Source organism: Nocardioides sp. Soil_C_8 (genome assembly GCF_057656315.1).
This window is the reverse complement of record NZ_JBDGKQ010000005.1, coordinates 67,647-94,058: the sequence shown is the minus strand read 5'-3', so window position 1 is coordinate 94,058 and position 26,412 is coordinate 67,647. Positions and strand designations below refer to the sequence as shown.

Here is a 26,412-nt window from a genome sequence, read left to right as displayed (position 1 = left end):
GCCCCAGACCGACCGCTGGTCGCGACACCCCGAGGGAGGGGTGACGGTCGTCACCGCGCGAGTAAGGTCGCGCGGGTGAAATCCGGGAATCCATCACCTCAGTCGCGCCCTGAAGACCCGGGCGTCCCCCCGACCGACAAGGGCAAGATGGCGCTCGCCGCCGTCCTGCTCGCGATCCCGATCGTGGTGCTCCTCTGGGTGCCCCACTACGCCAAGGAGGACCCGAAGCTCTTCGGGTTCCCCTTCTTCTTCTGGTACCAGTTCCTCTGGGTGTTCCTCTGCTCGGCCCTGACCTACACCGCCTTCCGGCTCACCCTCTCGGCCCGCGGCAAGACCACGCACAAGGTGGGTGAGGACCGATGACCCCCCACCTCACCGTCATGGCGTCCGACACGAGCGGCGTCAACTGGGTCGCCCTCACCGTCCTGATCGCGCTCTTCGCCCTCGTCACCGTGGCCGGCTTCATGGCCACCCGCTTCAAGCAGGCCGACTCGATGGAGTCCCTGGAGGAGTGGGGCCTCGGCGGCCGGAAGTTCGGCACCTGGATCACGTGGTTCCTGCTCGGCGGCGACCTCTACACGGCGTACACCTTCGTCGCCGTCCCGGCTGCGATGTTCGCCACGGGTGCGGTCGCCGGCTTCTTCGCCGTGCCCTACACGATCATCCTCTACCCGATCATCTTCATCTTCATGGCGCGGCTGTGGTCGGTGAGCCACCGCCACGGCTACGTCACCCCGGCCGACTTCGTCCGCGGCCGGTACGACGACCGCGGGCTGTCGCTGGCCGTCGCGGTCACCGGCTTCGTGGCCACCATGCCCTACATCGCGCTGCAGCTCGTGGGCATCCAGGCGGTGCTCGAGGTGGCCGGGCTGGGCGGCGGCGACAACATCATCGCCAAGGACGCACCGCTGTTCATCGCCTTCGCGGTGCTGGCGGCGTACACCTACTCCAGCGGCCTGCGGGCCCCGGCGGTCATCGCGTTCGTCAAGGACATCCTCATCTACCTCGTCATCATCGTCGCGGTGATCTACCTGCCCGGGCAGGTCGGCGGCTGGGACGCGATCTTCGGCGCGGCCGAGGACAAGATGGCCACGACCAACGCCGCCTCGGTCGAGGCCGGTCTCCCGCCGACGGCGTCGTTCATCCCCGGCTCGGCGGCGTTCTGGGCGTACGCGACCCTGGCCCTCGGCTCGGCGATGGCGCTGTTCATGTACCCCCACTCGGTCACGGCGTCGCTGTCGTCCAACTCGCGCAACACGATCCGCCGCAACGCCTCGATCCTGCCGGCGTACTCCTTCGTGCTCGGCCTGCTGGCCCTGCTCGGGTGGGTCGCCATCGCCGCCGGCACGCAGCCGATCGGGCTGGACGGCGAGCCCAACGCGCAGCTGGTGATCCCGCAGCTGTTCGAGGACATGTTCCCGTCGTGGTTCGCGGGCGTCGCCTTCGCCGCGATCGCGATCGGCGCCCTGGTGCCGGCCGCGATCATGTCGATCGCCGCGGCCAACACCTTCAGCCGCAACATCTACAAGGAGTGGATCAACAAGACCGCCACCCCGGCGCAGGAGGCGAAGGTCTCCAAGCTGATGTCGCTGGTGGTGAAGGCGTTCGCGCTGATCTTCGTGCTCACGCTCGACAAGCAGAACGCCATCAACTTCCAGCTCCTCGGCGGCATCTGGATCCTGCAGACGTTCCCGGCCATCGTGTTCAGCCTCTTCACGCGCTGGTTCCACCGCTACGGGCTGCTGCTCGGGTGGGCGGCCGGCATGGTCTACGGCACGATCGAGGCCTACAACGTCGTCAACCCCGTCACCGGCAAGCACTTCGGCGGCTCGACGGCGCTCATCCCGGGCCTGGAGAAGATGGGCTACATCGCGGTGACCGCGTTCGTGCTCAACGTGGTCGTCGCCGTCGTCGTGACGGCGGTCCTGAAGGCGACCAACGTGTCCAACGGGCGCGACGAGACGATCCCGTTCGACTACTTCGCCGACGCCGACGACCCGCGGGTGCAGAAGGACCTCGCGGAGCACGGCAGCCACGACTCGCCCTACGGCGACGCGGACGACATCCCCGGCAACGCAGGGGCGCGCTAGCGGCGTACGCCACCCACCACCGCCCGAGCGGTGCGTGAGGAGGACCTCCGGCACACGGAACCCTCCTCGCGCACCGCTCGTGGCACGTCCGGGGGTGCGGAATCGATGTCGGCCCCGCGGTGTTCACTGGGATCGTGACTGCACCGACTCGGGCCGAGGCGCCCACCGACGAGACGCACGCGTGGCCGGCCCTCTGGGCCCTGTGCATCGGGTTCTTCATGATCCTGGTCGACACCACGATCGTCAGCGTCGCCACCCCGGCGATCATCGAGGACCTCCAGGCCGGGGTGAACGAGGTCGTGTGGGTGACGAGCGCCTACCTTCTTGCCTACGCCGTCCCGGTGCTGATCACCGGGCGGCTCGGTGACCGCTACGGCCCGAAGAACCTCTACCTCGTCGGGCTGACGGTCTTCACCGTCGCCTCGCTGGCGTGCGGCCTGACGACGACGATCGAGGGCCTGATCGCGGCGCGGGTGGCGCAGGGCCTCGGCGCGGCGATGATGACTCCGCAGACCATGGCGGTCATCACCCGCATCTTCCCGATCGAGCGACGCGGCTCGGCGATGGCGCTGTGGGGGGCCGTCGCCGGCGCCGCCACGCTGGTCGGCCCGATCCTGGGCGGCGTGCTGGTCGACAGCCTCGGCTGGGAGTGGATCTTCTTCGTCAACGTCCCGGTCGGCGTCGTCGCCTTCGTCCTCGCCTGGCGGCTCGTGCCTCGCCTCGAGACCAACCAGCACCGCTTCGACTGGCTCGGCGTCGCGCTGAGCGGGGTCGGCATGTTCCTGCTCGTCTTCGGCATCCAGGAGGGCGAGCAGTACGACTGGTCGACCATCACCGGACCGATCACCGTGTGGCACCTCATCATCGGCGGCGTCGTTGTCCTCGCCGCCTTCGTGTGGTGGCAGCACCGCAACCGCAACGAGCCGCTCGTGCCGCTGAGCCTGTTCGAGGACCGCAACTTCTCGGTGTCCAACCTCGCCATCACGACCGTCTCGTTCGCCTTCACGGCGATGGGGTTCCCGCTCATGCTGTGGGCGCAGCTGGTCCGCGGCTACTCCCCGACCGAGGCCGGCCTCGTGCTGGCGCCGATGGCGATCGTGTCGATCGTCCTCGCGCCCGTGGCGGGGCGCCTGACCGACCGGCTGCACCCGCGAGTCCTGACGCTCGGCGGCTTCGCGGCGCTCGGCGTCGCGCTGCTGGTGCTCAGCCTCGTCCTCGCTCCCGACACGCCGCTGTGGGTGCTGGTGCTGGTGTTCTCCCTCATGGGCGTGGGCAGCTCGTTCCTCTGGGGCCCGCTCGCCACGACGGCCAACCGCAACCTCCCCCCGCAGCGCGCGGGCGCCGGGTCGGGGGTCTACAACGCGACGCGCCAGGTCGGGGCCGTGCTGGGCTCGGCCGCGATCGCCGTGCTCATCGACGCCCGCCTGGTCGCCAACGGGCTGGCCTTCTCCCCGTCCGAGGGGTCGGCCGGCGGCGGGGCGCTGCCCGCGCAGGTGGCCGGGCCCTTCACCGACGCGATGGCGCAGTCGCTGCTGCTGCTCCCGGCGGTGCTGCTGCTCGGCCTGGTCGCGGTGTGCTTCTTCGAGCGGCCGCGCCACTTCGGCGCCCGCCCGGGCGCGCGCGAGCAGGAGCCGGCCGCCGCGGCGGGCCCGGCTGCCTGAGCCCCTTGTCGTACGCAGGAACCCGCGAAGCACCGAGCGGTGCGTGAGCCACGTTTCCCGCCGTGGGAACGTGGCTCACGCACCGCTCACACGATGATCAGTTGCCGAGCGAGGTCCCCGCGGACCGGAGGTTCTGGCAGGCCTCGACGATGCGCTCGGCCATGCCGGCCTCGGCGGCCTTGCCCCACGCGCGCGGGTCGTACTGCTTCTTGTTGCCGACCTCGCCGTCGACCTTCAGCACGCCGTCGTAGTGGGCGAACATGTGCGCCGCGACGGGGCGGGTGAAGGCGTACTGGGTGTCGGTGTCGACGTTCATCTTCACCACGCCGAAGTCGACAGCGTCGCTGATCTCCTGGGCGGTCGAGCCCGAGCCGCCGTGGAAGACGAGGTCGAAGGGTCGCGCGTCGGAGCCGAGCCCGAGCTCCGAGGCGGCGGCCTCCTGGGCGGACTTGAGGATCTCGGGGCGCAGCTTGACGTTGCCGGGCTTGTAGACGCCGTGCACGTTGCCGAAGGTCAGGGCGGTCATGTAGCGACCGCGGTCGCCGGCACCGAGGGCCTTGATGGTGGCGATGGCGTCCTCGGGGGTGGTGTAGAGCTGGTCGTTGATCTCGTTGGCGACGCCGTCCTCCTCGCCACCGACGACGCCCACCTCGATCTCGAGCACGACGTTGGCCGCGGCGCACTTGGCCAGCAGCTCCTCGGCGATCGTGAGGTTCTCGTCGAGGGGAACCGCCGAGCCGTCCCACATGTGCGACTGGAACAGCGGCGCCTCACCGCGGGCCACGCGCTCGGCCGAGATGTCGAGCAGCGGGCGGACGAAGCCGTCGAGCTTGTCCTTGGGGCAGTGGTCGGTGTGGAGCGCGATGTTGACCGGGTAGTTCTTCGCCACCTCGGCGGCGTAGGCGGCGAACGCGACGGAACCGGTCACCATGTCCTTGACCGAGGGGCCGGAGAGGTACTCCGCGCCCCCGGTCGAGACCTGGATGATGCCGTCGGAGCCGGCGTCGGCGAAGCCCTTGAGCGCGGCGTTCAGGGTCTGGGAGGACGACACGTTGATGGCCGGGTAGGCGAAGGACTTCTCCTTCGCGGCGTCCAGCATCTGGGCGTACACCTCGGGAGTGGCGATGGGCATCTCTGGATCTCCTCTGAAGCGGTCAGGCAGGCGCCCTCAACCCTAGTGGCTACCCATGAGTCCGCCCCGGGCCGACCGGTCGTCTCACGACCTGGCCCACGGGCGTGACAACCGGTGCGGCCTCCGCCCCGTCTTCCCGGGTGGAACACTCACCGCAGGGGGACGCAGCATGAGCACCGACATCGACTGGCAGCACGAGCTGGACAGCTCGTTCGGCGCCGGGCACGACGTGCCGCCCGGGCACTACGTCGCTGCGGGACGCAAGGCCGTACGCCGCCGGCGCGCGACCGCCGCCGTCCTCGCGGCCGCACTGGTGATCGGCGGGGGCACCGCGTGGGCGGTCGCGCCCGGCGCCACCACGCGGTCGGACGCTCCGATCGCGGACGAGCGAGCCGACAGCACCCAGCGCGAGATCGCCTCGCCCGACGTCGCCTCGGAGAAGCTGGCACGCGAGCGCAAGCTGGAGCGGATGAGGCGACAGGCCGCGAAGCCCGACTTCCTCGGCGAGCCGGCGACCCTCGACGCCGACGGCCTCGTGCTCGCGCCCGGAGCCGGCCCCGTGCTGGATCGCGTCCCGAACCCGATGGGCTACACAGCGGCGCAGGGACAGTCGCTCGGCATCCGGGTGATGTTCGAGGGCCGGGAGAAGTACTCGCTCCTCACCCGCTACTCCGACGGCGGCACCTCGGTGGGCACGAACGACGCCACCGGCGACTTCGCCGGCTGGCTCGCAGGCCGGGTGGCGAGCCAACGCACCCTGGACGTCGCCAACGGTGTGTTCCGCGCACCGGCCACCACCGGCACCGACCCGTCGCGCTGGCTCCGCCTGCAGCCCGACGGCGACGTCGTGGCCGGCAAGGAGGCCGTCCTCCTCGAGGAGCGGGCCACCGCGGACCTGGGCGACTTCGCCCTGGGGGCCGACCGCACTGCCGCGGTACGGGTGCTGGTCGACGAGGTCGCGCGGTTCGCCGCCTACCGCGTCGTGGACGGCAGCCTCGAGGTCGTCGCGGCACCCGGTTCCTTCGACTCGATGAACGCGTTCATCGACTGGGCCCGCGAGCAGTACGCCTCGGACGAGGGCATGCGATGAGGGCCGCCGACCGCGACGCGGCGTTCAGCGAGTTCGTCGCCGCCCGGCAGGCCCACCTGCGCCGGATCGCGTACGCCCTGTGCGGCGACTGGCACCGAGCCGACGACCTGCTCCAGACCGCGCTCACCAAGCTCTACGTCGCGTGGCCCCGCATCCGCACGCAGGGGGGCGAGGAGGCCTACTGCCGCCAGATCATGGTGCGCGCCAACATCGACGAGTCCCGCCGGCCGTGGCGCCGCGAGCGGCCCACCGACGACCTGCCGGACAGCGGTGCACCTGAGCCGACCCCCGTCGAGGAGCGGTCGGCGCTCTTCGACGCACTCCAGGGGCTGCCGGAGCAGCAGCGCAAGGTCGTCGTCCTGCGCCACTGGCTCGGGCTGTCGGTGCGCGAGACGGCGACCGAGCTCGGGATCAACGAGGGGACCGTCAAGAGCCACAGCAGCCGCGGCCTGTCAGCGCTCGAGGCGGTGCTGGCCCCTCAGCGCTGAACCTGGAGAGGGGGTGGAGGTTGCACCCTCCCGGGCGCTGGCGCTCGCCCCTCGTCAGGCCTAGGTTGACGTATGTGGCACGCCGTCCCGGACCCAGAACCGCCGTCCTCGTCGGGATGCTGGCGGCTGCCGTCGGGACGGGTGCGCCCGCCGCGCAGGCCGCCGACCCGATGGTCGGGGCGCCGGTCGTCGGCCAGTGCCACGACATGAGTGCCGACGAGCTGGCCGCAGCGTCGTACGACGAGGCCCCGGTCGACTGCGCGACCACCCACACCGCGACCACGATCGCCGTGGCGCAGCTCCCCGACGGGCTCGGCCTCGGCGGTCGCCGCCTCGAACGGTTCGCGCTCGAGACCTGCTTCGGAGCCCAGCGACAGGCGCTCGGCACCACCGCTCGCGGCGTGCGGTTGACGGCGTACGACATCGGCTGGTTCGTGCCGACCGCCGAGCAGCAGGCGGCCGGCGCACGGTGGGTCCGGTGCGACCTGGTGCTCGGCAACGCCGGCGACCTCCAACCGCTCCCCGCCAACGTGCGCGTCGGCAAGCGCCGGGCTGATGCGTCCGTGGCGCGGTGCCTGGCCGGCCGTGCTGCTCGCGTCACCACCTGCACGCACCCGCACACGTTCCGTGCCACGTCCGCGCTGCGCGTCGACGGAGCGCGCTACCCCGCGCGCAAGGCACGCGAGCGCATCGGCACGGACCGCTGCCGCAAGGCGGTCTCGACGTTGTCCTACCGCTTCGGATGGCCGGCGAAGGCCGCCTGGCGCGCCGGCGACCGCACGCTCGTCTGCTATGCGAGGACGACCAGCTAGACCTTGGGAGGAGCCGGGTCCGGGGTGCCGTGGGGACATCCCGGGCCCGGTCGGGGTCCCCGGGCGGCGGGCCTCAGCCGCGCCAGGCGTCGCCGCCTGTGAGGTCGGCGTGCTCCCGCACCCAGCTGTGCATGGCGATCGCCGCGGCCGAGCTGGCGTTGATGGACCGGGTCGAGCCGAACTGGGCGATGGAGAAGGTGCCGTCGCACACCTCGCGCGCCGACTCCGACAGCCCCGGCCCCTCCTGGCCGAAGAGGAAGCACACCCGCCGCGGCAGCTGCATCGTCTCGAGGTGGAGCGACCCGGGCAGGTTGTCGATGCCGAGCAGCCGGACCGGCCCGCCCCGGTCGGCGGGGATCGCGTGGAGGTACGACGCCAGGCCGGCGGCGTCCGGGTGGTGCCGGACGTGCTGGTAGCGGTCGGTCACCATCGCGCCCCGGCGGTTCCAGCGGCGGTTGCCGACGATGTGCACCTCGGCGGCCAGGAAGGCGTTGGCGGTGCGGACGATCGTGCCGATGTTGAAGTCGTGCTGCCAGTTCTCGATCGCGACGTGGAAGCCGTGCCGCCGCGTGTCGAGGTCGGCGACGATGGCCGCCATCGTCCAGTAGCGGTAGCGGTCCACCACGTTGCGGCGGTCGCCCTCGCGCAGCAGGTCGGGGTCCCACTGGTCGCCCACGGGCCACGGTCCCTCCCACGGACCCACGCCGACCTCGGGCGGACCGTGCGGCATCGGGTCGTACGGCGCCCGCTCCTCCTGCTCGTGCATGCGGGGAATGCTAGGGGCGCGTTCTAGGGTTGCGCGGTGAGCACGTTGTGGGACCTGCAGTCCATCCTCATGTCGGGCGTCCACCCGATGCTCCTGGGCATCGACTGGATGGACCCCAACTGGCTGCTCGACCGCTTCGGCACCGCTCTGTTCTGGATCAGCCTGGTCATCGTCTTCGTCGAGTGCGGGCTGTTCTTCCCGATCCTGCCGGGCGACACGCTGCTCTTCGCGCTCGGCCTGTTCATCGCCACCGGCCAGCTCGACCTGTTCCCCGGCCCTCCGTTCGTCGAGCTGCTCATCGTGATGTCGGCGCTGATCGTCGCGGCCTTCCTCGGCAACGTGGTCGGCTACGAGATCGGCCGCAAGATCGGGCAGCCGCTCTACGAACGCGACGGCCGGATCATCAAGCGCCAGTACTTCGACCAGACCACCGCGTTCTTCGACCGCCACGGCAACAAGGCGCTGGTCATCGGCCGGTTCGTCCCGTTCGTGCGGACCTACATCACCGTCGTCGCCGGCGTGACCCGGATGGAGCGACACCGGTTCTTCCTCTGGAGCCTGATCGGCGCGGTCCTCTGGGTGGCCTCGATCTGCCTGCTCGGCTTCTTCCTCGGCGACGCGTTCCCGACCCTCGGCGAGAGCATCGACAAGCTGATCATCGTGATCCTCGCCTTCTCGGTGATCCCCATCGCGATCGAGTGGTGGCGCCACAAGCGCACCCACGCCCACGGTGCCGAGATCGGCCCCCACGACGGCGGTCCCGACCGCGACGTCATGGGTCGCGACGTCGACTGAGCGTCGTACTCCCCGCTGGCGGTGAGTGAGACACCTTCCGACGCCTGAAAACGTGCGTCACTCACCGCTCGGCGTACGACGCGCGGGCCAGCGGTGAGTGAGACATCTTCCGACGCCTGAAAACGTGCGTCACTCACCGCCCGCGCGCAGAAGGCCTCAGCCGCGGGCGGCGTCGAGGTCGGCGCGGGTCAGCACCGAGCGGACCTCGAGGCCGACGTCGGCGAGCGGGTCCTCGCCCTCGGGCGAGCGGTCGATCGCGCAGACGACGACCTCGACGGTCGCGCCCAGCTCGCGCAGCGCACGCGTGGCGTCGCGGACCGCACCGCCCGTGGTGATCACGTCCTCGATGATGGTGACCCGGCGGCCGGAGACGTCCGGACCCTCCGCGAGCTTGGCGGTGCCGTACTCCTTGGCCTTCTTGCGCACGAAGAGGGCCGGCAGCCCCGTCTTCGCCGACACCATGGTCGCGATCGGGATCCCGCCGAGCTCGAGGCCGCCGAGCAGCTCGGTGCCCTCGGGCAGCAGGTCGACCATCCGGGCGGCGACGCGGTCGAGCAGGGCCGGCTGGGCCTCGAAGAGGTACTTGTCGAAGTAGGTGTCGGCCACCTGCCCGGAGCGGAGCGTGAACTCCCCGGTCAGTCGGCAGGTCGCGTCGATGTCGGCAGCGAGGGTCGCGTCGGTGGTCACGGCACCCGACCCTAGCCGGGCCCGACCGCCGGAGAGCGCTGGGTAGCGTGGGCCCGTGCCCACCGCGAAGCCCCTCGCCGCCCGCCTGGCCCACATCCCGCCGACCGTCTTCAGCGAGATGTCCGCGCTCGCGGTGCGGACCGGCGCGATCAACCTCGGCCAGGGATTCCCCGACGTCGACGGCCCGCCGTCGGTGCTCGCCGCGGCGGAGGCGGCGCTGGAGGCGGGCGCCAACCAGTACGCCCCCGGCATCGGCGTACCCGCCCTCCGCGCAGCGATCTCCCGACACCAGCAGCGCCACTACGGGCTCGAGCCCGACCCCGACCGCGAGGTCGTCGTCACCACGGGGTGCACGGAGGCGGTCGCCGCCGCGCTGCTCGCTCTCGTCGACCCGGGCGACGAGGTCGTCGTGCTCGAGCCCTACTACGACTCGTACGTCGCGATGCTGGAGATGTGCGGCGCCCGCCGACGACCGGTGACGCTCCGGGCGCCCGCCGGCTCGAGGACAACACCGCGACCCGACCTCGACGAGCTGCGGAGCGCGGTCACCGACGACACCCGCCTGATCCTGCTCAACTCGCCCCACAACCCCACCGGCACCGTCCTGACCCGCGACGAGCTCCAGGTGGTCGCCGACCTCGCGATCCAGCACGACGTCGTCGTGGTGACCGACGAGGTCTACGAGCACCTGGTCTTCGACGACGCCCGCTCGGCCGAGGGGCACGTCCCGATCGCGACCCTGCCGGGGATGTGGGAGCGCACGCTGACACTGTCGAGCGCCGGCAAGTCCTACAGCTTCACCGGCTGGAAGGTCGGCTGGGCCACCGGACCGGAGCCCCTCGTCCAGGCCGTCCTCGCGGCCAAGCAGTGGCTCACCTTCACCTCCGGCTCACCGCTCCAGCCCGCGGTCGCCCACGCGCTCGACCACGAGCCCGACTGGCCCCTCGAGCTCGCCCGCGACCTGCAGGGCCGTCGGGACCTGCTCTGCGACGGGCTCACCGCCGCCGGGCTGGCCCCGCGGGTGCCGGAGGGCACCTACTTCGCCACGACCGACGTCAGCCACCTCGGCTGGCCCGACGGGCGCGCGTTCTGCCTCGCACTTCCCGAGCTCGCCGGCGTCGTCGCCATCCCCACGCAGGGGTTCTACGACGACCCGGAGGCCGGCCGCCAGCTCGTGCGCTGGGCGTTCTGCAAGGAGCGCGACGTGATCAGCGAGGGCGTACGCCGCCTCGCGGCGGCCGACCTGTCGCGCTGACGTCGTCCGCGGTCAGCGGCCGGGGTAGTCCCGCGGCGGGTGCTCGGACCCGTCCTCGTCGCTCGGCCGCGGCTGGCCGAACGGGTTGTCCTGGCTGCCCTGGCCGTAGGGCGTGCTGCTCGGCGGCGGGTACTGCGGCGACGACTGCTGGCCGGACTGCTGGTCGGGCTGCGAGCCGTACTGGTTGCCGTAGGGGTTGCCGTACTGGTCCCCCTGCTGCCCATACTGGCCGCCGTACTGGCCGCCGTACTGGCCCTGGTAGCCCGGGTAGGCGCCGGCCGACGACTGGCCCTTGAACCAGTCACCGGCTCCTCCGACGAAGAGCAGCACGATCACCGCGATCGAGGCGACGAGCGTGACGACTGAGACACCGCTGCCCGCGCCGAGCAGTGAGAACAGCGCCACCACGGCGCTGGAGATGACGAGCAGGATCCGCGAGACGTTGGAGCGGCGCAGGACGAGGACCGCCAGCACGATGGCGATGATCGCCCAGATGACCAGGCCCAGGATGACGGCGACCAGCACGCCCACGGCAGCGTCGGCGTCGATGTTGGCGTCCTGGAACTCCGGGACGCGCTCCATCTCGGTGATCACCTGGTCGCGGGCGACGAACAGCCCGAGCCCGGTGAAGCCGAACAGCGCGGCGGTGATCGCGGAGAAGACGATCGTGATCCACGCGGCCGCGGTCACGGTGCCGGGACGCCGGCCGGCCGGCGCCTGGCCGTAGGACGGCTGCTGGCCGTACGGGGAGGGCTGTCCGCCCGGCTGCTGCCCGTAGGGGTCCTGGCCGTAGGGGTCCTGGCCGTAGGGCTGGTGCGTCGGTCCTGTCATGCCCCTATCTCACCATGTCGGCGGTTGGCCCGGGTCGAGCTGGAACCACCGCCGCACGTCGCCGCGGCGCAGGCACACCACGGTCGCCACGGCGGCTGCGGCCGGCAGCAGGACGAGCGGGGTGTTCAGCACGAGGGCGAAGCAGGCCCCGGCGCTGAAGGCGGCGCTGACCATGAGGCCGCGCCGCGCCCACTCGCGGCGGGCCATCGCGAAGCCCGCCAGCACCAGCGCGACGGCGCACCACACGACGAAGAGGCCGGCGAGCGCGTAGACGGTGGTGCGCACCTGCTCCAGGCTCAGGCCGTCGTCGAGCATCTCCGGCTGCTGCTGCTCGAGGACCTGGCGCAGGAACTCCGGGGAGAACCCGGCGATCACCAGCCACAGGAGCGAGATCCCGAGCAGGCCACCGGCGGTGACGACCGTGATGACGAACGCCGCGACCATCGCTCCCGGCCGGGCCTGGAGCAGCTGGCGGCGCTGCCAGTCCGCGGGAGGTGCGGCGTACGGCGCCGGGGCGGGCTGGTGCTGCTGGCCGTAGGGCTGGCCGTACGGCGACTCCGCGGGCCGGTCGACCGGGTGCTGCTGGGTGGGCGGCGCGGGCTCGCCGAACGGGCGGCTGGCCGGCGGCGGGATCGAGGGCGGGGTGCCGGAGGAGGTCGAGGGATCGTCCCCGCCGGCGGGTGGCCGGCCCCACGGGTCGGCCGGTCCCGACGCACCGGGGGCGCCCCACGGCGTACGGCCGGAGGCGTCCCGGTCGGCGGTCCCCCGGTCCTTCGCCGGAACCGGGTCCGGCGGCGTCCAGCTGCCGGTGGCGAACCACTCACGGGCGGGATGCATCCAGAGCATCGCCGCACCGGCGGCGACGAACGAGCCGGCCAGGCCGCCGGCCGGGATCCCGGTGAGGAACACGACCACCGCGAACAGGGTCAGGGCCAGCCGGGAGGAACGGTCGGGCTTGCGGACGTACCACCCGAGGATCGCGGTCGCGCACGCGCAGGCCGCGGCCACCATGCACGAGACCCGCAGCATCTCGGTCGTGCTCGACACGGTGAGGCCGAGCGAGGTGAACGGCGCCTCGGCGAGGACGTCGCGGATCGCCTCCTGGGTCTCGAGCGAGCGGAGCGAGGTGACCCGCTCCCACGCGGTGAGGAGCACCACCACCGACGAGAACATGACGATGCCCGAGGCCAGGCTGACCTGGGGCGGACGCTGCTTGGTGGGCTGGCTCACCCGGCCATTGTCCCAAGTAGTGCCCAACTCCCCCGATCCGCACCCCGGGGCCCCCGTGCGGGATCTCTCAGGGTCGTCCTCAGGGGCCGGCGGGGTGCCGTCCCCGATGCGCCGGAGGCCCCGGCGCGGCGAGGGTTGGACCCATGATCAGCGTCGAGCACCTCACCAAGCAGTACGGCCCGTTCACGGCCGTCGACAACGTCTCCTTCACGGCCGCCACGGGCCGGGTCACCGGCTTCCTCGGCCCGAACGGCGCCGGCAAGTCCACGACCATGCGCATCATGGTCGGCCTCACCCGGCCGAGCACCGGTCAGGTCACCATCACCGGCCGCGACTACCGCGAGCTCGTCAACCCGGGCCTCGAGGTCGGCGTCCTGCTGGACGCCTCCGCGCAGCATGCCGGTCGCACCGGCCGCGAGATCCTCGCGATCGCCGCGCAGACCATGGGCCTGCCGAAGTCGCGGGTCACCGAGACGCTCGCCCGCGTCGGGCTCACCGAGACCGAGGCCGAGCGCCGGGTCCGCAACTACTCCCTCGGCATGCGCCAGCGCCTCGGCATCGCGACCGCTCTCATCGGCGACCCGCAGGTGCTCATCCTCGACGAACCCGCCAACGGCCTCGACCCGGCGGGCATCCGCTGGATGCGCGACCTGCTCCGCGGCTTCGCCGACCAGGGCGGCACCGTGCTGCTGTCCTCCCACCTGCTCCACGAGATCGAGGTCATCGCCGACGACATCGTCGTCATCGGTCAGGGCCGGATCGTCGCCCAGGGCAGCAAGGCCGAGCTGCTCGCCGCGGCCGGCACCCTCGTCCGCACCGCCGACCCCGCCCAGCAGGACCGCCTCGCCCGCGCCCTGCACGAGGCGTCGGTCGTCACCACCCCCATCGACGGCGGCCTGCGCGCCGACGCCGACCCCGAGCTCGTGGGCGAGGCGGCACACCGTGCCGGCGTCGTCCTGCGCGAGCTGCGCGCCGCCGACGGCGCCGGCCTGGAGGAGATGTTCCTCGAGCTCACCGCCGAGACCGCCCGCGAAGGAGCAGCAGCATGACCACCCAGATCCACGAGGCGACCACGGTGCCCGCCGTCGCCCCCGCGACCACACCCGCGGCACCCGCCGCGCCCCGCGTCGTGCGCCCCATCCCGATGACCCGCCTGGTCGGCGTCGAGCTGCGCAAGATGTTCGACACCCGCGCGGGCTTCTGGCTGATGGCCAGCGTCGGCATCGTGACCCTCCTCGCCACGGCCGCGGTGATCCTCTGGGCGCCGGACGAGGCGATCACGCAGAACACCTTCTCGTCCGCGATCGGCATGCCGCTCTCGGTCGTGCTGCCGATCATCGCGGTGATGGCGGTGACCTCGGAGTACAGCCAGCGCACCGGCCTGACGACGTACACCCTGGTCCCCTGGCGCGGACGCGTGCTCACCTCGAAGGCCGTCACCACCTTGCTCGTCGGCGTGGTCGCGATGTTCGTCGCGCTCGCCGTCGGCGCCGTCGGCAACCTCGCCGGCTCGGCGATCACCGGCCTCGACGCACAGTGGGACATCTCGCTCAGCCAGTTCGGCAACATCATCCTGGCCAACGTGCTCGGCATGCTGATGGGCTTCATGCTCGGCACGGTGTTCCGCTCCACCCCGGCCGCGCTCGTCGGCTACCTCGTCTACTCCTTCGTGCTGCCGATCGCCTTCGGGACGCTGGCCGCCTTCCAGGAGTGGTTCGCCGACCTGCAGCCCTGGGTCGACGTCCAGTTCGCCATCACCCGCCTCTTCGACAACACGATGACCACGGAGTACTGGCAGCAGCTCGGGGTCACCACGCTCGTCTGGCTCTGGATCCCGCTGGCCATCGGCCTCCGCGCGATCCTGCGTGCCGAGGTGAAGTAGATCCCCTCTACTGCCTCAGGCAGATCAGCGGCTGCCGGTCGGGGGACCGGCGGCCGCTGATGTCTGTCGTCGGACGCGATATCTGAGGACGGGTTGGACGGATGGAGGACCTCGATCGGACCACGACGTCCTCAGATATCTCGTTCGGGTTCTGACAGGCTGGCCACATGCACCCCGACGCCTGGCTGGTCGTCATCGACCCGCAGCGGATCTTCGCCTCCCCGGACAGCGAGTGGGGGTCGCCGATGTTCCCCGACATCGTGGAGCCCGTACGACGCCTCGCGTCCGCCGCGGGCGAGCGCACCGTGGTCACCCGCTGGGTGCCGGCCCCCGAGCCGCAGGGCAGCTGGGCGGCGTACATGCGGGCGTGGCCCTTCGCGGACGTCCCGGAGGGCGACCCGCTGCTCGAGCTCGTGCCGGAGGTGCAGGGCCTGGCGAGCGAGGTGGTGTCGCTGCCGACCTTCGGCAAGTGGGGCTACGCCCTGCAGGCCGTCACCGGACCGCTCCCCCACCTGGTGCTGGCCGGGGTGAGCACCGACTGCTGCGTCGTGTCGACGGCGCTGGCGGCGGCGGACGCCGGCGCGACCATCACCGTCGTCACCGACGCGTGTGCCGGCTCGACACCGGAGAACCACGAGGCGGCGATGACGGTGATGTCGCTCTACCCGCCGCAGATCACCCTGGCCACGACGGAAGAACTGCTCAGGTGAGCCGGGTCATCCACACCGGCCAGGCCCTCGTCGACGTGGTGGTCGAGGTCCCCGACCTGCCGGACCGCGGACAGAACGTGATGGCCGCCTCCGCGACCGACTACGCGGGTGGCACGGTCACCGTCCTGCTGGCGGCGGCCCGGTTCGGTGCCGAGTGCGTGCAGGCCGGCGCCGTCGGCACCGGTCCCCACGGCGACCTGATCCGCGCCGCACTGACCGATGCAGGGATCGGGGTGTCCGCACCGCCGGTGGAGGGACTCGACACCGGCATCTGCGTGGTCATGGTCGAGCCCAGCGCCGAGCGCACCTTCGTGACCACGCTGGGTGCCGAGCGCCGGATCAGCGTCGAGTCGCTGGCCACCTCGGACCCGCAGCCCGGCGACCTGGTCTGCGTCACCGGCTTCTCGCTCGCCCTCGACAGCACGCGCGACCCCCTGCTCGCCTGGCTGCCGACGCTGCACCCCGACGTGGTCGTGGTGCTCGACCCCGGCGCCGCCTTCGCGGGCCTCGACCCCGACGTCCGGTCGGCGATGCTCGAGGTGACCGACGTCTGGTCGAGCAACGCCGAGGAGGCCGAGGACGTCCTGCGAGCCGTCGGCGAGGACGCGCCCGACGACCTCACCGCGCTCACGGCAGCGGTCGTCCCACTGCTGCGCGGCGACGCCGTTGCGATCGTCCGTGACGGTCCGGAGGGCTGCGCCGTCCACGTCGCCGGCGCGACGACGTACGTCCCGGGGTTCCCGCAGACGCCCGTGGACACCAACGGTGCGGGCGACACCCACACCGGCGCGCTGCTGGCCGAGGTGGCTGCCGGTACGCCGTGGGAGGAGGGCTGTCGCCGGGCCAACGCGGCCGCCGCCATCAAGGTCACCCGGCGCGGCCCGGAGTCGGCGCCGACCGCGGCCGAGGTGGACGCCTTCCTCGCGGCCGCGGACGGATCGGCCTAGGAGCGTCGCCCCCGCGTCTCGCGCAGCCTGCGCCCGCGCTCGATGTCCTCCTGCTCCTTCTCGGCGGCCTTGTCCGACTTGCGGGTGTCGCGCGGCGGCAGCTGCAGCTCCTCCTCGGCCGCGATGCCCGCCTGGAGCTGACGGCCGCGCTCGAGCTCGGCGTCGAGCTCGGCACCGAACAGGAGCGCGAGGTTGGTGATCCACAGCCACAGCAGGAACGCGATGACGCCGGCCAACGAGCCATAGGTCTTGTCGTAGCTCGAGAAGTTCGCGACGTAGAAGCCGAACGCAGCCGAGGCGATGATCCACACCACGATGGCGACCACCGCGCCGACGCTGATCCAGCGGAACTTCGGCTGCTTCACGTTGGGGGTGGCGTAGTAGAGCAGCGCGACGATGAGCACCACGACGGCCAGCAGCACCGGCCACTTGGCGATGCTCCACACCGTCACGGCCGTCGACTCCAGCCCGATCGCGCTGCCGACCGCCTCGGCGGCGGGGCCGGTCAGCACGAGGCCCACCGCCACGAGCGCGGCCAGCAGCACCGTGACGAGCGTGATGAGGAGCATGACCGGGCGGAGCTTCCAGATCGGGCGGCCCTCGTCGATCTCGTAGATGCGGTTCATCCCGCGGCTGAAGGCGTTGACGTAGCCCGAGGCCGACCACAGGGCGGTCAGGAGGCCGATGACGAGCGCCAGCCCGGCGCCCTGGCTCGACGCCAGCTGGTTGATGGTGGGCTCGAGGGTGTCGGCGGCCGACGAGGCGCCGATGTCGCGCAGGATCTGCAGGAGCGTGTCGACGGTCTGCTGCTGCTGGCCGACGAGCCCCACGAGCGAGAGCAGCGCGATGATGCCGGGGAAGAGCGCGAGGACCGCGTAGTACGTCAGCGCGGCCGCCAGGTCGGTGCACTGGTCGTCCATGAACTCGCGCACGGCCTTGCGCAGGGAGTAGCCCCAGGTCGGCTTGGCGATGTCAGTGGGCGAGTCGGGCTTGCCGGGCGCGTCGGGCGCGGGGGCGGTCCGCTCGCGCTCCTCGCTCGTGGACTCGCCGTCGGTCGAGGCAGATCGGTTCGTCATGTCACCCCAGTGCCCGCGCAGGCGCGGCCCATGCGGGGTCCGGCCACTGCCGGGTGGGACGCTCGACCCGCACCCGGGTGCTCCCCGCCGGCAGCGTGGGCATCCGCGACGCGTCGGCCGTCCCGGGGCTGACCTCGAGCTCCAGCCCGGCCAGCACCCGGACCGTCTCCGACAGCAGGCGCAGGGTCAGCGACTCACCGGGGCACCGGTGGCCCGACGGGTGGCCGCCGCCCTGGGGCACGAGGTCGAAGGCGGTCTCGGCCGCGACCTCGTCGTGGTCGAGGAAGCGGTCCGCGTCGAACAGGCGCGGCGCCGGCCAGCGGCTCGCGTGGTGGTCGATGCCGATCACGTCGAGGAGCAGCCGGTCACCCTTCCGCACCCGGACGCCCGAGACCTCCGCCGGGCGCTGGGCCAGCGCAGTGAGGGCCGGTACGAAGGGCGAGGTACGACGCACCTCCTGGGCGAAGGCGTACCGCTCGTGCACCGCCTCCGGCGCCACCAGTCGCCCGCGCTCCTCCGGGGGCACCGAGGCCAGCGCCAGCCCGGCGAAGCAGCCCAGCCAGCTGACCGCGACCGTGGGGCGCAGCACGTTGAGCAGCTCCACCGCGGCGACGCGGTCGTCGAGGTCGGCGGCGGCGAACATCTGGAGGGCGCTTCCGGACACGGGGCTCGTACGTCCCTCGCGCGCGTCACGGACCGCGGTCCGGGCCCACCGCTCGGCCCACCGGCGGGCGCGCCAGCCGCGGGCGTACGCCGGTCCGGCGAAGCCGAAGCCGTCGACGATCTCGGCCAACCGGCGGCTCACGAGGTCGGCCTCGCGGCGCGAGACGTCGAGGCCGGCCCAGTGCAGGGTCGCGGCGCCGTAGACACTCACCAGCTCGCGGTGCAGGTCGACCTCCCGCCCGGTCCAGCCGCCGGCGCGGGTGACCAGGGCAGACCGCACCTCGTCGACCAGCGACCCGAGCCGGTCGGGGTCCAGCACGTCGAGGAACAGCCGCTTGCGGTCCCGGTGCTCCGTCCCGTCCAGCCCGTGCACGGCACCGCGCCCGAAGAGCAGCCGGGCAAGGGGCGGCGGGACCGCTCCCGCGCGGCGGGCGAGCGACTCGTCGTAGAACGCCCGCGCCCCCTCGGGGTCGCCGAGCACGACGGTGCGGCGTCCGAGCAGCCGCGAGACGTAGGTGTCCGCCCCACCACGGGCGGTGCGGTCACGGGCGACGGCGTCGTAGCCGTGGCGCGCCAGCAGGATTCCGAGATCGGTCATCCCTGCTTGTTCCCGGGCCGGGCGCCGGGCATGCGTGACCCGTCAGGACACGTCGTGCAGCAGCCGGGCGAAGCGACGGTTGACGTCGCGGGTCGCCTCGGCCGCGGCCGTGCTCACGTGGCCCTGGTCCATGAAGCCGTGGATCATCCCGTCGTAGCGGACCGCGTCCACCCGCACTCCCGCTGCGGAGAGCGCGGCGGCGTACGCCTCCCCCTCGTCGCGCAGCAGGTCGCACTCGGCGGTCGCGACGACGGCCGGCGGCAGGCCGGCGAGGTCGCCGTGCAGCGGCGAGTGCCGCGGGTCGCCCGGCGTGGACGTCTCGCCGGAGAAGTAGAGGGTGTTGATGTAGTCGGTCATCGCCGCCGTGAGGAGGTGGCCGGTGCCGAACTCGTCCTTCGACGGGTGGTGCCCGAGGAGGTCGGTCGCCGGGTAGATCAGCAGCTGTGCGGCGATCGCGACCTGCCCGCGCAGCTCCTGGGTGGCGATGGCGGCGAGGTTGCCCCCGGCCGAGTCGCCCGCGACGGCCAGGACGTCGGAGCCGCCGTACGACCCCAGCTCGGCCGCGACGACGCGGACAGCGCGTACGGCGTCGTGGGTGGCGGCGGGCCAGGGGTGCTCGGGCGCGAGGCGGTAGTCGACGCTCACGAGGACCGCGCCGGTGTCGCGGACCAGCCGGCGCACGACCTGGTCGTGGGTGTCCACGTCGCCGCGGAACCACCCGCCCCCGTGGAAGTAGACCACCGTCGGCACGGGACCCTCGGCGGCGGCGGGCCGGTAGACCCGGACCGGCAGGTCGTCGACGTGCTCGTCGGTCACCGCGCCGATGCGTACGACGTCCTCCGGCCGCACGCTGTCGACGCGCAGCGCCCGCATGCCGGCCCGCGCCTCGGCGATGCTCATCTCCGAGACGGGCCGGCCTCGCTGCCGCTCGACCTCGCCGACGAAGACGGCGAGGTCGGGGTCGAGGGCCACCTCAGTGCTCCGTCACCGGACGAGGCAGGGGCGCTTGGGGTCGAAGGCCCAGTCGTCGACGAGGTACTGCATGGCGACGGCGTCGTCGCGCGCGCCGAGGCCGTGCTCGAGGTAGAGCGCGTGCGCCTCCGCCAGGCGGTCGCGGTCGATGGTCACGCCGAGGCCCGGCGTGCTCGGCACCTCGATCGCACCGTCGCGGATCTCCAACGGCGAGGTCGTCAGGCCCTGGCCGTCCTGCCAGATCCAGTGCGTGTCGAGCGCGGTGATCTCGCCCGGGGCGGCAGCGCCGACCTGGGTGAACATCGCCAGCGAGACGTCGAAGTGGTTGTTGGAGTGCGAGCCCCAGGTCAGGCCGAAGTCGTGGCACAGCTGGGCGACCCGGACCGAGCCCGCCATGGTCCAGAAGTGCGGGTCGGCGAGCGGGATGTCGACGGCGTTGGTGCGCACCGCGTCGGCCATCTGGCGCCAGTCGGTGGCGACCATGTTGGTGGCCGTGCGCAGGCCGGTGCGGCGCTTGAACTGCGCCATCACCTCGCGCCCGGAGTAGCCGCCCTCGGCACCGCACGGGTCCTCGGCGTAGGCCAGGACGTCGTCCTTGCCCTGCAGCAGCCGCACGGCGTCCTCGAGCAGCCAGCCGCCGTTGGGGTCGAGGGTGATCCGGGCGTCGGGGAAGCGCTCGTGGAGCGCGGTCACGGCCGCGACCTCCTCCTCGCCCGGCAGCACGCCGCCCTTGAGCTTGAAGTCGGCGAAGCCGTAGCGCGCCTGCGCTGCCTCGGCGAGGCGGACGACCGCCTCGGGGGTCATCGCCTCCTCGCGCCGGACCTTCTCCCAGTCGTCCGCACCGTCGTGCTCGCGGAGGTAGGGCAGGTCCGTCCGGTCGGGGTCGCCGACGTAGAACAGGTAGCCGAGCATCGGCACGCTGTCTCGCTGCTGGCCCTCGCCGAGCAGCTCGGCGACGGGCACGCCGAGCGCCTGGCCGGACAGGTCGAGGAGCGCCGACTCGAGCGCCGTGACCGCGTGGATCGTGGTGCGGAGGTCGAAGGTCTGCAGGCCGCGGCCGCCGGCGTCGCGGTCGGCGTACGCCGTGGCGACGCGTCGCAGCAGGGAGCGGAAGCTCGCGACCGGCTGGCCGACGAGGATCTCGGCGGCGTCGGCGATCGTCTGCCGGATCGCCTCGCCGCCCGGCACCTCGCCGAGGCCCTCGCGGCCCTCGGAGTCGGTGACGATCGCGATGTTGCGGGTGAAGAACGGGCCGTGGGCACCGCTCAGGTTGAGCAGCATCGAGTCGTGCCCGGCGACCGGGACGACGTCGACCTTCGCGATGGTGCTCATGCCTCGAGCTCTCCGTCGAGACGGCGGCGCAGGCCCCACGGGTTGTCGTCGCGGACGGCGGCGGGGAGCAGCGCGGCTGGGACGTCCTGGTAGGCGACCGGACGCTGGAAGCGCTCGATGGCGAGGCTGCCGACGCTGGTGCTGCGCGAGTCGGACGTCGCCGGGTAGGGGCCGCCGTGGACCATCGCGTGGCCCACCTCGACGCCGGTCGGCCAGCCGTTGAAGAGCACCCGGCCGGCCTTGAGCTCGAGGACCGGCAGGAGCGCGGCGGCGTCCTCGGTGTCGGCGTCGGTGGCGTGGACGGTCGCGGTGAGCTGGCCCTCGAGCCTTTCGAGGCGGGGCAGCAGGGCGGCCACGTCGTCGTACCTCACCACGACGCCGGAGGCACCGAACACCTCGTCGGTCACGGTGCTGTCGTCGATCGCGAGCAGCTCGGCGGGCACCTCGTAGACCACCGGCGCGGGGGCGTGCTCGCCGGCCGCGGAGCCCTCGCCGACGACGCGGATGCCCTCGGTGCCGCGCAGGCTTGCTGTGCCGCTGGCGTAGGCCTCGGCGATGCCCGGGGTGAGCATCTGCTGTCCGGCGGCGCCGCTGACGGCCTCACCGGCCGCGCGCAGGAACGCGTCGCCCTGCTCGCCGGACGGCAGGAAGAGCAGGCCCGGGTTGGTGCAGAACTGGCCGGAGCCGAGCGTGAGGCTGCCGACGTACGCCTGGGCGAGCGCGGTGACGTCGCCCTCCAGCGCGCCGGGGAGCACGACGACCGGGTTGATCGACGACATCTCGGCGTAGACCGGGATCGGGACCTCGCGCTCGGCGGCGGCACGGACGAGGGCGAGGCCCCCGCCACGCGAGCCGGTGAAGCCGACCGCGGTGATGCGCGGGTCGGCGACGAGCTCCTGGCCGGTCTCGATGCCGCCCAGGACGAAGGAGAACGTGCCGGCGGGCAGGCCGGACCTCTCGACGGCGCGGGTGATGGCGCGGGCGACGAGGGTGCCGGTGACCGGGTGGGCGGGGTGGCCCTTCACCACGACGGGGCACCCGGCGGCGAGTGCCGAGGCGGTGTCACCGCCCGCGGTCGAGAAGGCGAGCGGGAAGTTGCTCGCCCCGAAGACCGCGACCGGGCCCAGCGGCACCATCCGCTGCCGGATGTCGGCACGCGGCAGGGGGGCACGGTCCGGCAGCGCCGGGTCGATGCGCACGCCGAGGTGGTCGCCCTGGCGGACCACGCCCGCGAACATCCGCAGCTGGCCCGTCGTGCGGCCGACCTCACCGGTAATCCGCCCCTCGGGCAGCCCGCTCTCGCGGACCGCCTCGGGGATGATCGCGTCCTTGTCGGCCTCGATCTCGGCGGCGACCGCCTCGAGGAAGGCGCCCCGCTCCTCGGGGGTGGTGGCGCGGTAGGCGGCGAACGCCTCGGCGGCGGCCGCGGTGGCGGCGGCGACGTCGGGCTGCTCGGAGTCGGTGCCGGCGATGATCGAGGTGGCCTGGTCAGACATGGGTTCCTTCGAGATCGGGGTTGGTGGGGGTCAGGCGTTCGAGCCTGCCACCTTGTCCACGAGGGTCTGCAGCTCGTCGCGCTCGGCGTCGGTCAGGTCCGACAGCGGCGGGCGCACCGGGCCGGCGGGGCGACCCACGGCGGCGAGACCGGCCTTGACGATGGAGACGGCGTAGCCGGACTCGCGGTCGCGGATCTTCGTGTAGGGGATGACGAAGTCGTTGAGCATCGCGTAGACGGCCTGCTGGTCCTGGCGGCGCACGGCGGCGTAGAAGTCGAGCGCGAACTGCGGCACGAAGTTGAAGATCGCCGAGCTGTAGGTGGTGACGCCGAGCTGCAGCAGCGGCAGGGCGAACATCTCCGCGGTGGGCAGTCCACCCACGTAGACGAGGCGGTCGCCGAGCTGCGCGTAGGTGCGGGTCATCTGCTCGATCGAGCCGACGCCGTCCTTGAAGCCGACGAGGTTGTCGTTGCGGGCGCACGCCTGCTCGAGGGCGTCGGCGCCGAGCACGGCGTTGGCGCGGGAGTAGAAGACGACGCCGAGGTTGGTCGCCGCGCACACCTGGCTGATGTGCTCGACGAGGCCGCGCTGGCCGGCCTCGGTGAGGTACGGCGGCATGAGCAGGATGCCGTCGGCACCGGCGGCCTCAGCGGCCTTGACCTGGGCGACCGCGTTGACGGTGGACCCGGTGGCGGGCGCGAGCACGGGGACCTTGCCGGCGGCGCCGGCGATGGCGGCGCGGACGACGCGGTCGGTCTCCTCGGGGCTCAGCGAGAAGCCCTCGCCCGTGCCGCCGGCCGCGAACAGGCCGGCCACGTCGTAGCCGCTGAGCCACTCGAGGTGGGAGCGGTAGGCGGGCTCGTCGAACTGCAGGTGGGCGTCGAAGTGGGTGACGGGGAACGACAGCAGGCCGCTGCCCAGGGTCTCGACGAGCTCGGTCGGGCTGTACTTCGTCACGCTTCGTCCTTCGGTCGGCCGTGGGTCCCATGTCCCACGGATGTGGCGGTGCTCACCAACCTAGGAAGACCTGACGATGCCTGTCCAAGCCCGTTTCTGAATCCAGTGATGCCTTGGCGGTATCTATCTACGGAAGGACCGGCGGTCGAGCCAGCGCGGGACGCTCTCGCGGTACGCCGCGTAGTCGGCGCCGAACTTCTCCACGAGGGCGCGCTCCTCGGCGGCGACCTGGAAGCGGTCGATGACCGCCACGAAGGTGACGACCGGGAGGACGCCCGCCCACGAGCCCCTGCGGAGCGCGTTGGCGACGAGCAGGCCGGCCATGCCGACGTACATGGGGTTGCGGGTGACGGAGTTGGGTCCCGAGACGACGAGCGACGTGGCCTTCGAGGGCTCGAACGGCTCGACCGTCGTGCCCTGCGCCCGGAACCGGCTCGCCGCCCCGCCGGCCAGCGCAACCGACGCCGCCGCCGTGACCGCCGCAGCCGAGCGCCGCAGTCCGGACGCCGGCGGCGCGCCGCGCGACAGGCCCTGCTGGGACAGGCCGGCGACGAGGGCGAGCAGCGGGGGCGGCGGGCGCTTCATGGCACCACCGTGCCACGGCCAGCGACCGGTGCGCAGCCCCGCGGCCGCCGGGTCCTCCCGTACGGTGCGCCTGTGACCCCGGACGTCCTCCTCGTCGGCGCCGGCGACCTCGGCGCCGCGGTCGGCCTGCGCCTGGCCGACCTCGGCCACGGCGTGCTCGCGCTGCGGCGGAACGCCTCGCAGGTGCCCGCGCCGCTCGCCGGCCGCTCGGTCGACCTCACGCACGAGGCGCCCGACCTGTCCGACGTACGCCCTCGCCTCGTCGTCGTCGCGCTCACCGCGCGCCCGCGGACCGAGGAGTCCTACCGGGCGACGTACGTCGACGGGATGGCGCGGGCGCTCGATGCGCTGCCCGAACCGCCCGAGCGGGCGGTGCTGGTCTCGTCGACCGCGGTCCACGGCAGCCACGACCTCCCGGACGTCGAGGACGAGACGGCGCCCGCGGCCCCCTCCGACGGCCCCGGCCGGATGCTCGTCGCCGCCGAGGAGGCCTTCCACGCGCGCGTCCCGCACGGCAGCGTGCTGCGGCTCTCGGGGTTGTACGGCGGCAGCAGCACGCGGCTGCTCGACCAGGTCCGCGAGGGCCGGATCGAGGACCCGCACCGCTGGACCAACCGGATCCACCGCAGCGACGCCGCCGCGGCCGTCGTGCACCTGCTCACGATGGCTGCCACGCCCGAGCGGCTCTACCTCGGCACCGACGACACGCCCGCCCAGCTCGGGGACGTGGCGGCGTTCCTCGCCGCACGCCTCGGCGCTCCCGCTCCCCCGCCGGCCGACCCGGCGCAGGGCCACGGCAAGCGACTGTCCGACGCGCGGCTGCGGTCGACGGGCTGGGCGCCGGCGTACCCGTCCTACCGGGAGGGCTACGCAGCGGTCGGCAGCTGAACGACATCCCCGATCGTGGCGATGGACCTGCCGGCCGGAAGCGGCACACTGCAGCCATGGCGGTCATGTCCTCGGAGGCCGGGTCCCGGCTCGCGCAACCGCGCCACCGTTCGGGCCTCGCGCTCCTGACAGCCCTGCTCGCCACGGTGCCGTACGCCGTCTGCCTCGCACTGCCGTACTACGTCAACGGCGTCCACCAGCGCCCTGCCGGCGAGACGGTCTACGCCTACGACCTGTCGCTGATGTGGCCGTACGACACCGCGCTGGGCGGGCTCGTCGGCTTCGTCGCGGTCGTCGGGGTGCCGACGGCGCCGTTCGTCGCGGGCGGGGTGGCGCTGTGGTCGGCGTTCATGGCCTGGACCTGGCGGCGGACGCTCAGCCCGCGGGAGGTCGTCCTCTACGTCTCCGCGGCGACCGTCGGGGTCGCCACGATCGCGTGGCTGGCGACCCCGCTGGCCAACGAGCTCCTCATGTGGTTCTGGGACTGACCCGCGGGCCTCACATCGTGACCGGGTTGCCCCCGGTGACCGCGATGACCTCACCGGTGACGTAGCTCGACTCGGGCGAGGCGAGGAACACGTACGCCGTCGCCACCTCGGCCGGCTGCCCGGCGCGGCCGAGCGGGGTGTCCTCCCCGAAGGACGCGATCTTGTCGTCGGGCATGGTCGCCGGGATCAGGGGCGTCCAGATCGGGCCGGGCGCGACCGCGTTGACGCGGATGCCCTTCTCGGCGACCGCCCTCGACAGCCCTCGCGTGAAGTTCACGATGGCCGCCTTGGTGCTGGCGTAGTCGAGCAGCGCGGGCGAGGGCTGCGAGGACTGGATGGAGGAGGTGTTGATGATCGACGACCCCGCCTGCATGTGCGGGAGCGCCATCCGGCACAGCCAGAACATCGCGTAGACGTTGGTCCGCATCACCCGGTCGAGCTGCTCGGTCGTGATGTCGGCGATCCCGCCCGGCTGGGCCATCTGGTAGGCCGCGTTGTTGACGAGGATGTCGATGCGGCCGAGCTCGGCGACGGCCTTGTCGACCAGCGCCTGGCAGGCCGACTCCTCGACGAGGTCGGTCGGCACCAGCACGGCGCGGCGCCCGGCGTCCTCGACGATCCGGGCGGTCTCGCGGGCGTCGTCCTCCTCGCCCTCCAGGTAGGCGATCACCACGTCGGCGCCCTCACGCGCGAAGGCGAGCGCGACGGCACGACCGATGCCCGAGTCCCCGCCGGTGATCACCGCGACCTGGTCGAACAGCCGGTCGTGACCGACGTACGACTCCTCGCCGTGGTCGGGCTTCTCCCCCATCTCGCCAGTGACCGAGTCCTCGTCGCCGGGCTTCGGCAGCTGCTCGCCCTCGGTGTCGGGCTGCTCGTGCACCTCGGTGGGGTCCTGCCGGGTCTGGTCGGCCTGTCCGTCGCTGCTCATCGTCGTCCTCCGTCGCGGGGTGCGTGGTCCGCCCCTGTACCCGGCACCGT

27 protein-coding genes are annotated in these 26,412 nt (G+C 72.6%); 14 read left to right on the top strand and 13 right to left on the bottom strand.

Annotated features, from left to right (window positions below; all coding sequences use genetic code 11):
• Positions 1–147 precede the first annotated feature (147 nt).
• From AC3A3L_RS19940 to AC3A3L_RS19930, 3 genes are all read left to right on the top strand, one after another.
• Positions 148–363, top strand: a complete 216-nt coding sequence (locus tag AC3A3L_RS19940; RefSeq protein WP_487641788.1) for a DUF3311 domain-containing protein — start codon at positions 148–150, stop codon at positions 361–363.
• Positions 360–2,090, top strand: coding sequence for a monocarboxylate uptake permease MctP (gene mctP, locus AC3A3L_RS19935; protein ID WP_487641787.1), 1,731 nt, complete (start codon positions 360–362; stop codon positions 2,088–2,090). Before AC3A3L_RS19940 ends, mctP begins: the two co-directional genes overlap by 4 nt.
• A 134-nt stretch (positions 2,091–2,224) precedes the next feature.
• A complete protein-coding gene (locus tag AC3A3L_RS19930; RefSeq protein WP_487641786.1) occupies positions 2,225–3,751 on the top strand; it encodes a DHA2 family efflux MFS transporter permease subunit in 1,527 nt (508 codons plus the stop codon).
• A 97-nt stretch (positions 3,752–3,848) separates the two neighbouring features.
• On the opposite strand, the gene fbaA is transcribed toward AC3A3L_RS19930, so the two are convergent.
• Positions 3,849–4,883 (bottom strand): class II fructose-bisphosphate aldolase, encoded by a 1,035-nt coding sequence (gene fbaA / locus AC3A3L_RS19925; RefSeq protein ID WP_487641785.1) that lies wholly within the window; start codon positions 4,881–4,883, stop codon positions 3,849–3,851.
• Positions 4,884–5,052: 169 nt separating this feature from the next.
• Between fbaA and AC3A3L_RS19920 the strand changes: the two genes are divergently transcribed.
• The 3 genes from AC3A3L_RS19920 (at position 5,053) to AC3A3L_RS19910 (ending at position 7,273) form a co-directional block, all read left to right on the top strand.
• Positions 5,053–5,973, top strand: a complete 921-nt coding sequence (locus tag AC3A3L_RS19920; RefSeq protein WP_487641784.1) for a hypothetical protein — start codon at positions 5,053–5,055, stop codon at positions 5,971–5,973.
• A complete protein-coding gene (locus tag AC3A3L_RS19915; RefSeq protein WP_487641783.1) occupies positions 5,970–6,461 on the top strand; it encodes a SigE family RNA polymerase sigma factor in 492 nt (163 codons plus the stop codon). Before AC3A3L_RS19920 ends, AC3A3L_RS19915 begins: the two co-directional genes overlap by 4 nt.
• Before the next feature lie 74 nt (positions 6,462–6,535).
• A complete protein-coding gene (locus AC3A3L_RS19910) occupies positions 6,536–7,273 on the top strand; it encodes a septum formation family protein (RefSeq protein WP_487641782.1) in 738 nt (245 codons plus the stop codon).
• Positions 7,274–7,346: 73 nt separating this feature from the next.
• Here AC3A3L_RS19910 and AC3A3L_RS19905 read toward each other — a convergent pair whose 3' ends face one another.
• Positions 7,347–8,039 (bottom strand): TrmH family RNA methyltransferase, encoded by a 693-nt coding sequence (locus AC3A3L_RS19905; protein ID WP_487641781.1) that lies wholly within the window; start codon positions 8,037–8,039, stop codon positions 7,347–7,349.
• Positions 8,040–8,075: 36 nt separating this feature from the next.
• Here AC3A3L_RS19905 and AC3A3L_RS19900 point away from each other — a divergent pair, with 36 nt between their 5' ends.
• Positions 8,076–8,834 carry a DedA family protein gene (locus AC3A3L_RS19900; RefSeq protein ID WP_487641780.1) on the top strand — a complete coding sequence of 253 codons (759 nt, stop codon included), beginning with the start codon at positions 8,076–8,078 and terminating at the stop codon, positions 8,832–8,834.
• Between the two features lie 156 nt (positions 8,835–8,990).
• Here the strand turns inward: AC3A3L_RS19900 and pyrE are convergent, their stop codons facing one another.
• Positions 8,991–9,521: an orotate phosphoribosyltransferase gene (gene pyrE / locus AC3A3L_RS19895; RefSeq protein ID WP_487641779.1), complete on the bottom strand. Its 531-nt coding sequence runs from the start codon at positions 9,519–9,521 to the stop codon at positions 8,991–8,993.
• 55 nt (positions 9,522–9,576) lie between these two features.
• On the opposite strand from pyrE, the gene AC3A3L_RS19890 reads away from it, so the two are divergent.
• The gene (locus tag AC3A3L_RS19890) at positions 9,577–10,776 is read left to right on the top strand and encodes a pyridoxal phosphate-dependent aminotransferase (protein ID WP_487641778.1); all 1,200 of its coding nucleotides are present in this window, start codon (positions 9,577–9,579) and stop codon (positions 10,774–10,776) included.
• A 12-nt stretch (positions 10,777–10,788) separates the two neighbouring features.
• Here the strand turns inward: AC3A3L_RS19890 and AC3A3L_RS19885 are convergent, their stop codons facing one another.
• Both AC3A3L_RS19885 and AC3A3L_RS19880 read right to left on the bottom strand, forming a co-directional pair.
• A complete protein-coding gene (locus AC3A3L_RS19885) occupies positions 10,789–11,607 on the bottom strand; it encodes a hypothetical protein (protein WP_487641777.1) in 819 nt (272 codons plus the stop codon).
• A 9-nt stretch (positions 11,608–11,616) separates the two neighbouring features.
• On the bottom strand, positions 11,617–12,837 hold the full coding sequence (locus tag AC3A3L_RS19880) for a hypothetical protein (RefSeq protein WP_487641776.1): 1,221 nt from the start codon (positions 12,835–12,837) through the stop codon (positions 11,617–11,619).
• A 143-nt stretch (positions 12,838–12,980) separates the two neighbouring features.
• Here AC3A3L_RS19880 and AC3A3L_RS19875 point away from each other — a divergent pair, with 143 nt between their 5' ends.
• The 4 genes from AC3A3L_RS19875 (at position 12,981) to AC3A3L_RS19860 (ending at position 16,376) form a co-directional block, all read left to right on the top strand.
• Positions 12,981–13,886, top strand: a complete 906-nt coding sequence (locus tag AC3A3L_RS19875; RefSeq protein ID WP_487641775.1) for an ABC transporter ATP-binding protein — start codon at positions 12,981–12,983, stop codon at positions 13,884–13,886.
• On the top strand, positions 13,883–14,719 hold the full coding sequence (locus AC3A3L_RS19870; RefSeq protein WP_487641774.1) for an ABC transporter permease: 837 nt from the start codon (positions 13,883–13,885) through the stop codon (positions 14,717–14,719). Before AC3A3L_RS19875 ends, AC3A3L_RS19870 begins: the two co-directional genes overlap by 4 nt.
• A gap of 167 nt (positions 14,720–14,886) precedes the next feature.
• Entirely contained in the window at positions 14,887–15,429 is a 543-nt protein-coding gene (locus tag AC3A3L_RS19865; RefSeq protein WP_487641773.1) for a cysteine hydrolase family protein, read from the top strand.
• Positions 15,426–16,376 carry a PfkB family carbohydrate kinase gene (locus AC3A3L_RS19860; protein WP_487641772.1) on the top strand — a complete coding sequence of 317 codons (951 nt, stop codon included), beginning with the start codon at positions 15,426–15,428 and terminating at the stop codon, positions 16,374–16,376. The genes AC3A3L_RS19865 and AC3A3L_RS19860 overlap by 4 nt, the downstream gene beginning before the upstream one ends.
• Here the strand turns inward: AC3A3L_RS19860 and AC3A3L_RS19855 are convergent.
• The 7 genes from AC3A3L_RS19855 to AC3A3L_RS19825 all read right to left on the bottom strand — a co-directional run bounded on the left by AC3A3L_RS19855 (position 16,373) and on the right by AC3A3L_RS19825 (position 24,055).
• On the bottom strand, positions 16,373–17,452 hold the full coding sequence (locus AC3A3L_RS19855; protein ID WP_487641771.1) for a YihY/virulence factor BrkB family protein: 1,080 nt from the start codon (positions 17,450–17,452) through the stop codon (positions 16,373–16,375). The two genes, AC3A3L_RS19860 and AC3A3L_RS19855, sit on opposite strands and share 4 nt — an antisense overlap.
• Position 17,453: 1 nt before the next feature.
• Entirely contained in the window at positions 17,454–18,713 is a 1,260-nt protein-coding gene (locus AC3A3L_RS19850; protein WP_487641770.1) for a cytochrome P450, read from the bottom strand.
• A gap of 42 nt (positions 18,714–18,755) precedes the next feature.
• The gene (locus AC3A3L_RS19845) at positions 18,756–19,685 is read right to left on the bottom strand and encodes an alpha/beta hydrolase (protein ID WP_487641769.1); all 930 of its coding nucleotides are present in this window, start codon (positions 19,683–19,685) and stop codon (positions 18,756–18,758) included.
• 12 nt (positions 19,686–19,697) lie between these two features.
• Complete coding sequence (locus AC3A3L_RS19840) at positions 19,698–21,017, bottom strand: enolase C-terminal domain-like protein (protein WP_487641768.1); 1,320 nt, start codon at positions 21,015–21,017, stop codon at positions 19,698–19,700.
• A complete protein-coding gene (locus tag AC3A3L_RS19835; RefSeq protein WP_487641767.1) occupies positions 21,014–22,513 on the bottom strand; it encodes an aldehyde dehydrogenase (NADP(+)) in 1,500 nt (499 codons plus the stop codon). The genes AC3A3L_RS19840 and AC3A3L_RS19835 overlap by 4 nt, the downstream gene beginning before the upstream one ends.
• Before the next feature lie 30 nt (positions 22,514–22,543).
• Positions 22,544–23,470, bottom strand: coding sequence for a 5-dehydro-4-deoxyglucarate dehydratase (gene kdgD, locus AC3A3L_RS19830; protein WP_487641766.1), 927 nt, complete (start codon positions 23,468–23,470; stop codon positions 22,544–22,546).
• Between the two features lie 123 nt (positions 23,471–23,593).
• Complete coding sequence (locus AC3A3L_RS19825; RefSeq protein ID WP_487641765.1) at positions 23,594–24,055, bottom strand: methyltransferase family protein; 462 nt, start codon at positions 24,053–24,055, stop codon at positions 23,594–23,596.
• Between the two features lie 72 nt (positions 24,056–24,127).
• Here AC3A3L_RS19825 and AC3A3L_RS19820 point away from each other — a divergent pair, with 72 nt between their 5' ends.
• Both AC3A3L_RS19820 and AC3A3L_RS19815 read left to right on the top strand, forming a co-directional pair.
• On the top strand, positions 24,128–24,943 hold the full coding sequence (locus AC3A3L_RS19820) for an NAD-dependent epimerase/dehydratase family protein (protein WP_487641764.1): 816 nt from the start codon (positions 24,128–24,130) through the stop codon (positions 24,941–24,943).
• Between the two features lie 56 nt (positions 24,944–24,999).
• The gene (locus AC3A3L_RS19815; protein WP_487641763.1) at positions 25,000–25,431 is read left to right on the top strand and encodes a hypothetical protein; all 432 of its coding nucleotides are present in this window, start codon (positions 25,000–25,002) and stop codon (positions 25,429–25,431) included.
• Between the two features lie 10 nt (positions 25,432–25,441).
• On the opposite strand, the gene AC3A3L_RS19810 is transcribed toward AC3A3L_RS19815, so the two are convergent.
• A complete protein-coding gene (locus AC3A3L_RS19810) occupies positions 25,442–26,362 on the bottom strand; it encodes an SDR family oxidoreductase (protein ID WP_487641762.1) in 921 nt (306 codons plus the stop codon).
• Between the last annotated feature and the right edge of the window lie 50 nt (positions 26,363–26,412).

Excerpts from the sequence above, each read along its gene's own strand:
- AC3A3L_RS19915 (WP_487641783.1), top strand. The coding sequence starts at position 5,970 with ATGAGGGCCGCCGACCGCGACGCGGCGTTCAGCGAGTTCGTCGCCGCC.
- AC3A3L_RS19940 (WP_487641788.1), top strand. The coding sequence starts at position 148 with ATGGCGCTCGCCGCCGTCCTGCTCGCGATCCCGATCGTGGTGCTCCTC.
- fbaA (WP_487641785.1), bottom strand. The coding sequence starts at position 4,883 with ATGCCCATCGCCACTCCCGAGGTGTACGCCCAGATGCTGGACGCCGCG.
- AC3A3L_RS19905 (WP_487641781.1), bottom strand. The coding sequence starts at position 8,039 with ATGCACGAGCAGGAGGAGCGGGCGCCGTACGACCCGATGCCGCACGGT.
- mctP (WP_487641787.1), top strand. The coding sequence starts at position 360 with ATGACCCCCCACCTCACCGTCATGGCGTCCGACACGAGCGGCGTCAAC.
- AC3A3L_RS19850 (WP_487641770.1), bottom strand. The coding sequence starts at position 18,713 with ATGACCGATCTCGGAATCCTGCTGGCGCGCCACGGCTACGACGCCGTC.
- AC3A3L_RS19920 (WP_487641784.1), top strand. The coding sequence starts at position 5,053 with ATGAGCACCGACATCGACTGGCAGCACGAGCTGGACAGCTCGTTCGGC.
- AC3A3L_RS19840 (WP_487641768.1), bottom strand. The coding sequence starts at position 21,017 with ATGAGCACCATCGCGAAGGTCGACGTCGTCCCGGTCGCCGGGCACGAC.
- AC3A3L_RS19810 (WP_487641762.1), bottom strand. The coding sequence starts at position 26,362 with ATGAGCAGCGACGGACAGGCCGACCAGACCCGGCAGGACCCCACCGAG.
- AC3A3L_RS19825 (WP_487641765.1), bottom strand. The coding sequence starts at position 24,055 with ATGAAGCGCCCGCCGCCCCCGCTGCTCGCCCTCGTCGCCGGCCTGTCC.
- AC3A3L_RS19885 (WP_487641777.1), bottom strand. The coding sequence starts at position 11,607 with ATGACAGGACCGACGCACCAGCCCTACGGCCAGGACCCCTACGGCCAG.
- AC3A3L_RS19870 (WP_487641774.1), top strand. The coding sequence starts at position 13,883 with ATGACCACCCAGATCCACGAGGCGACCACGGTGCCCGCCGTCGCCCCC.
- AC3A3L_RS19835 (WP_487641767.1), bottom strand. The coding sequence starts at position 22,513 with ATGTCTGACCAGGCCACCTCGATCATCGCCGGCACCGACTCCGAGCAG.
- AC3A3L_RS19815 (WP_487641763.1), top strand. The coding sequence starts at position 25,000 with ATGGCGGTCATGTCCTCGGAGGCCGGGTCCCGGCTCGCGCAACCGCGC.
- AC3A3L_RS19875 (WP_487641775.1), top strand. The coding sequence starts at position 12,981 with ATGATCAGCGTCGAGCACCTCACCAAGCAGTACGGCCCGTTCACGGCC.
- AC3A3L_RS19865 (WP_487641773.1), top strand. The coding sequence starts at position 14,887 with ATGCACCCCGACGCCTGGCTGGTCGTCATCGACCCGCAGCGGATCTTC.
- AC3A3L_RS19855 (WP_487641771.1), bottom strand. The coding sequence starts at position 17,452 with ATGACGAACCGATCTGCCTCGACCGACGGCGAGTCCACGAGCGAGGAG.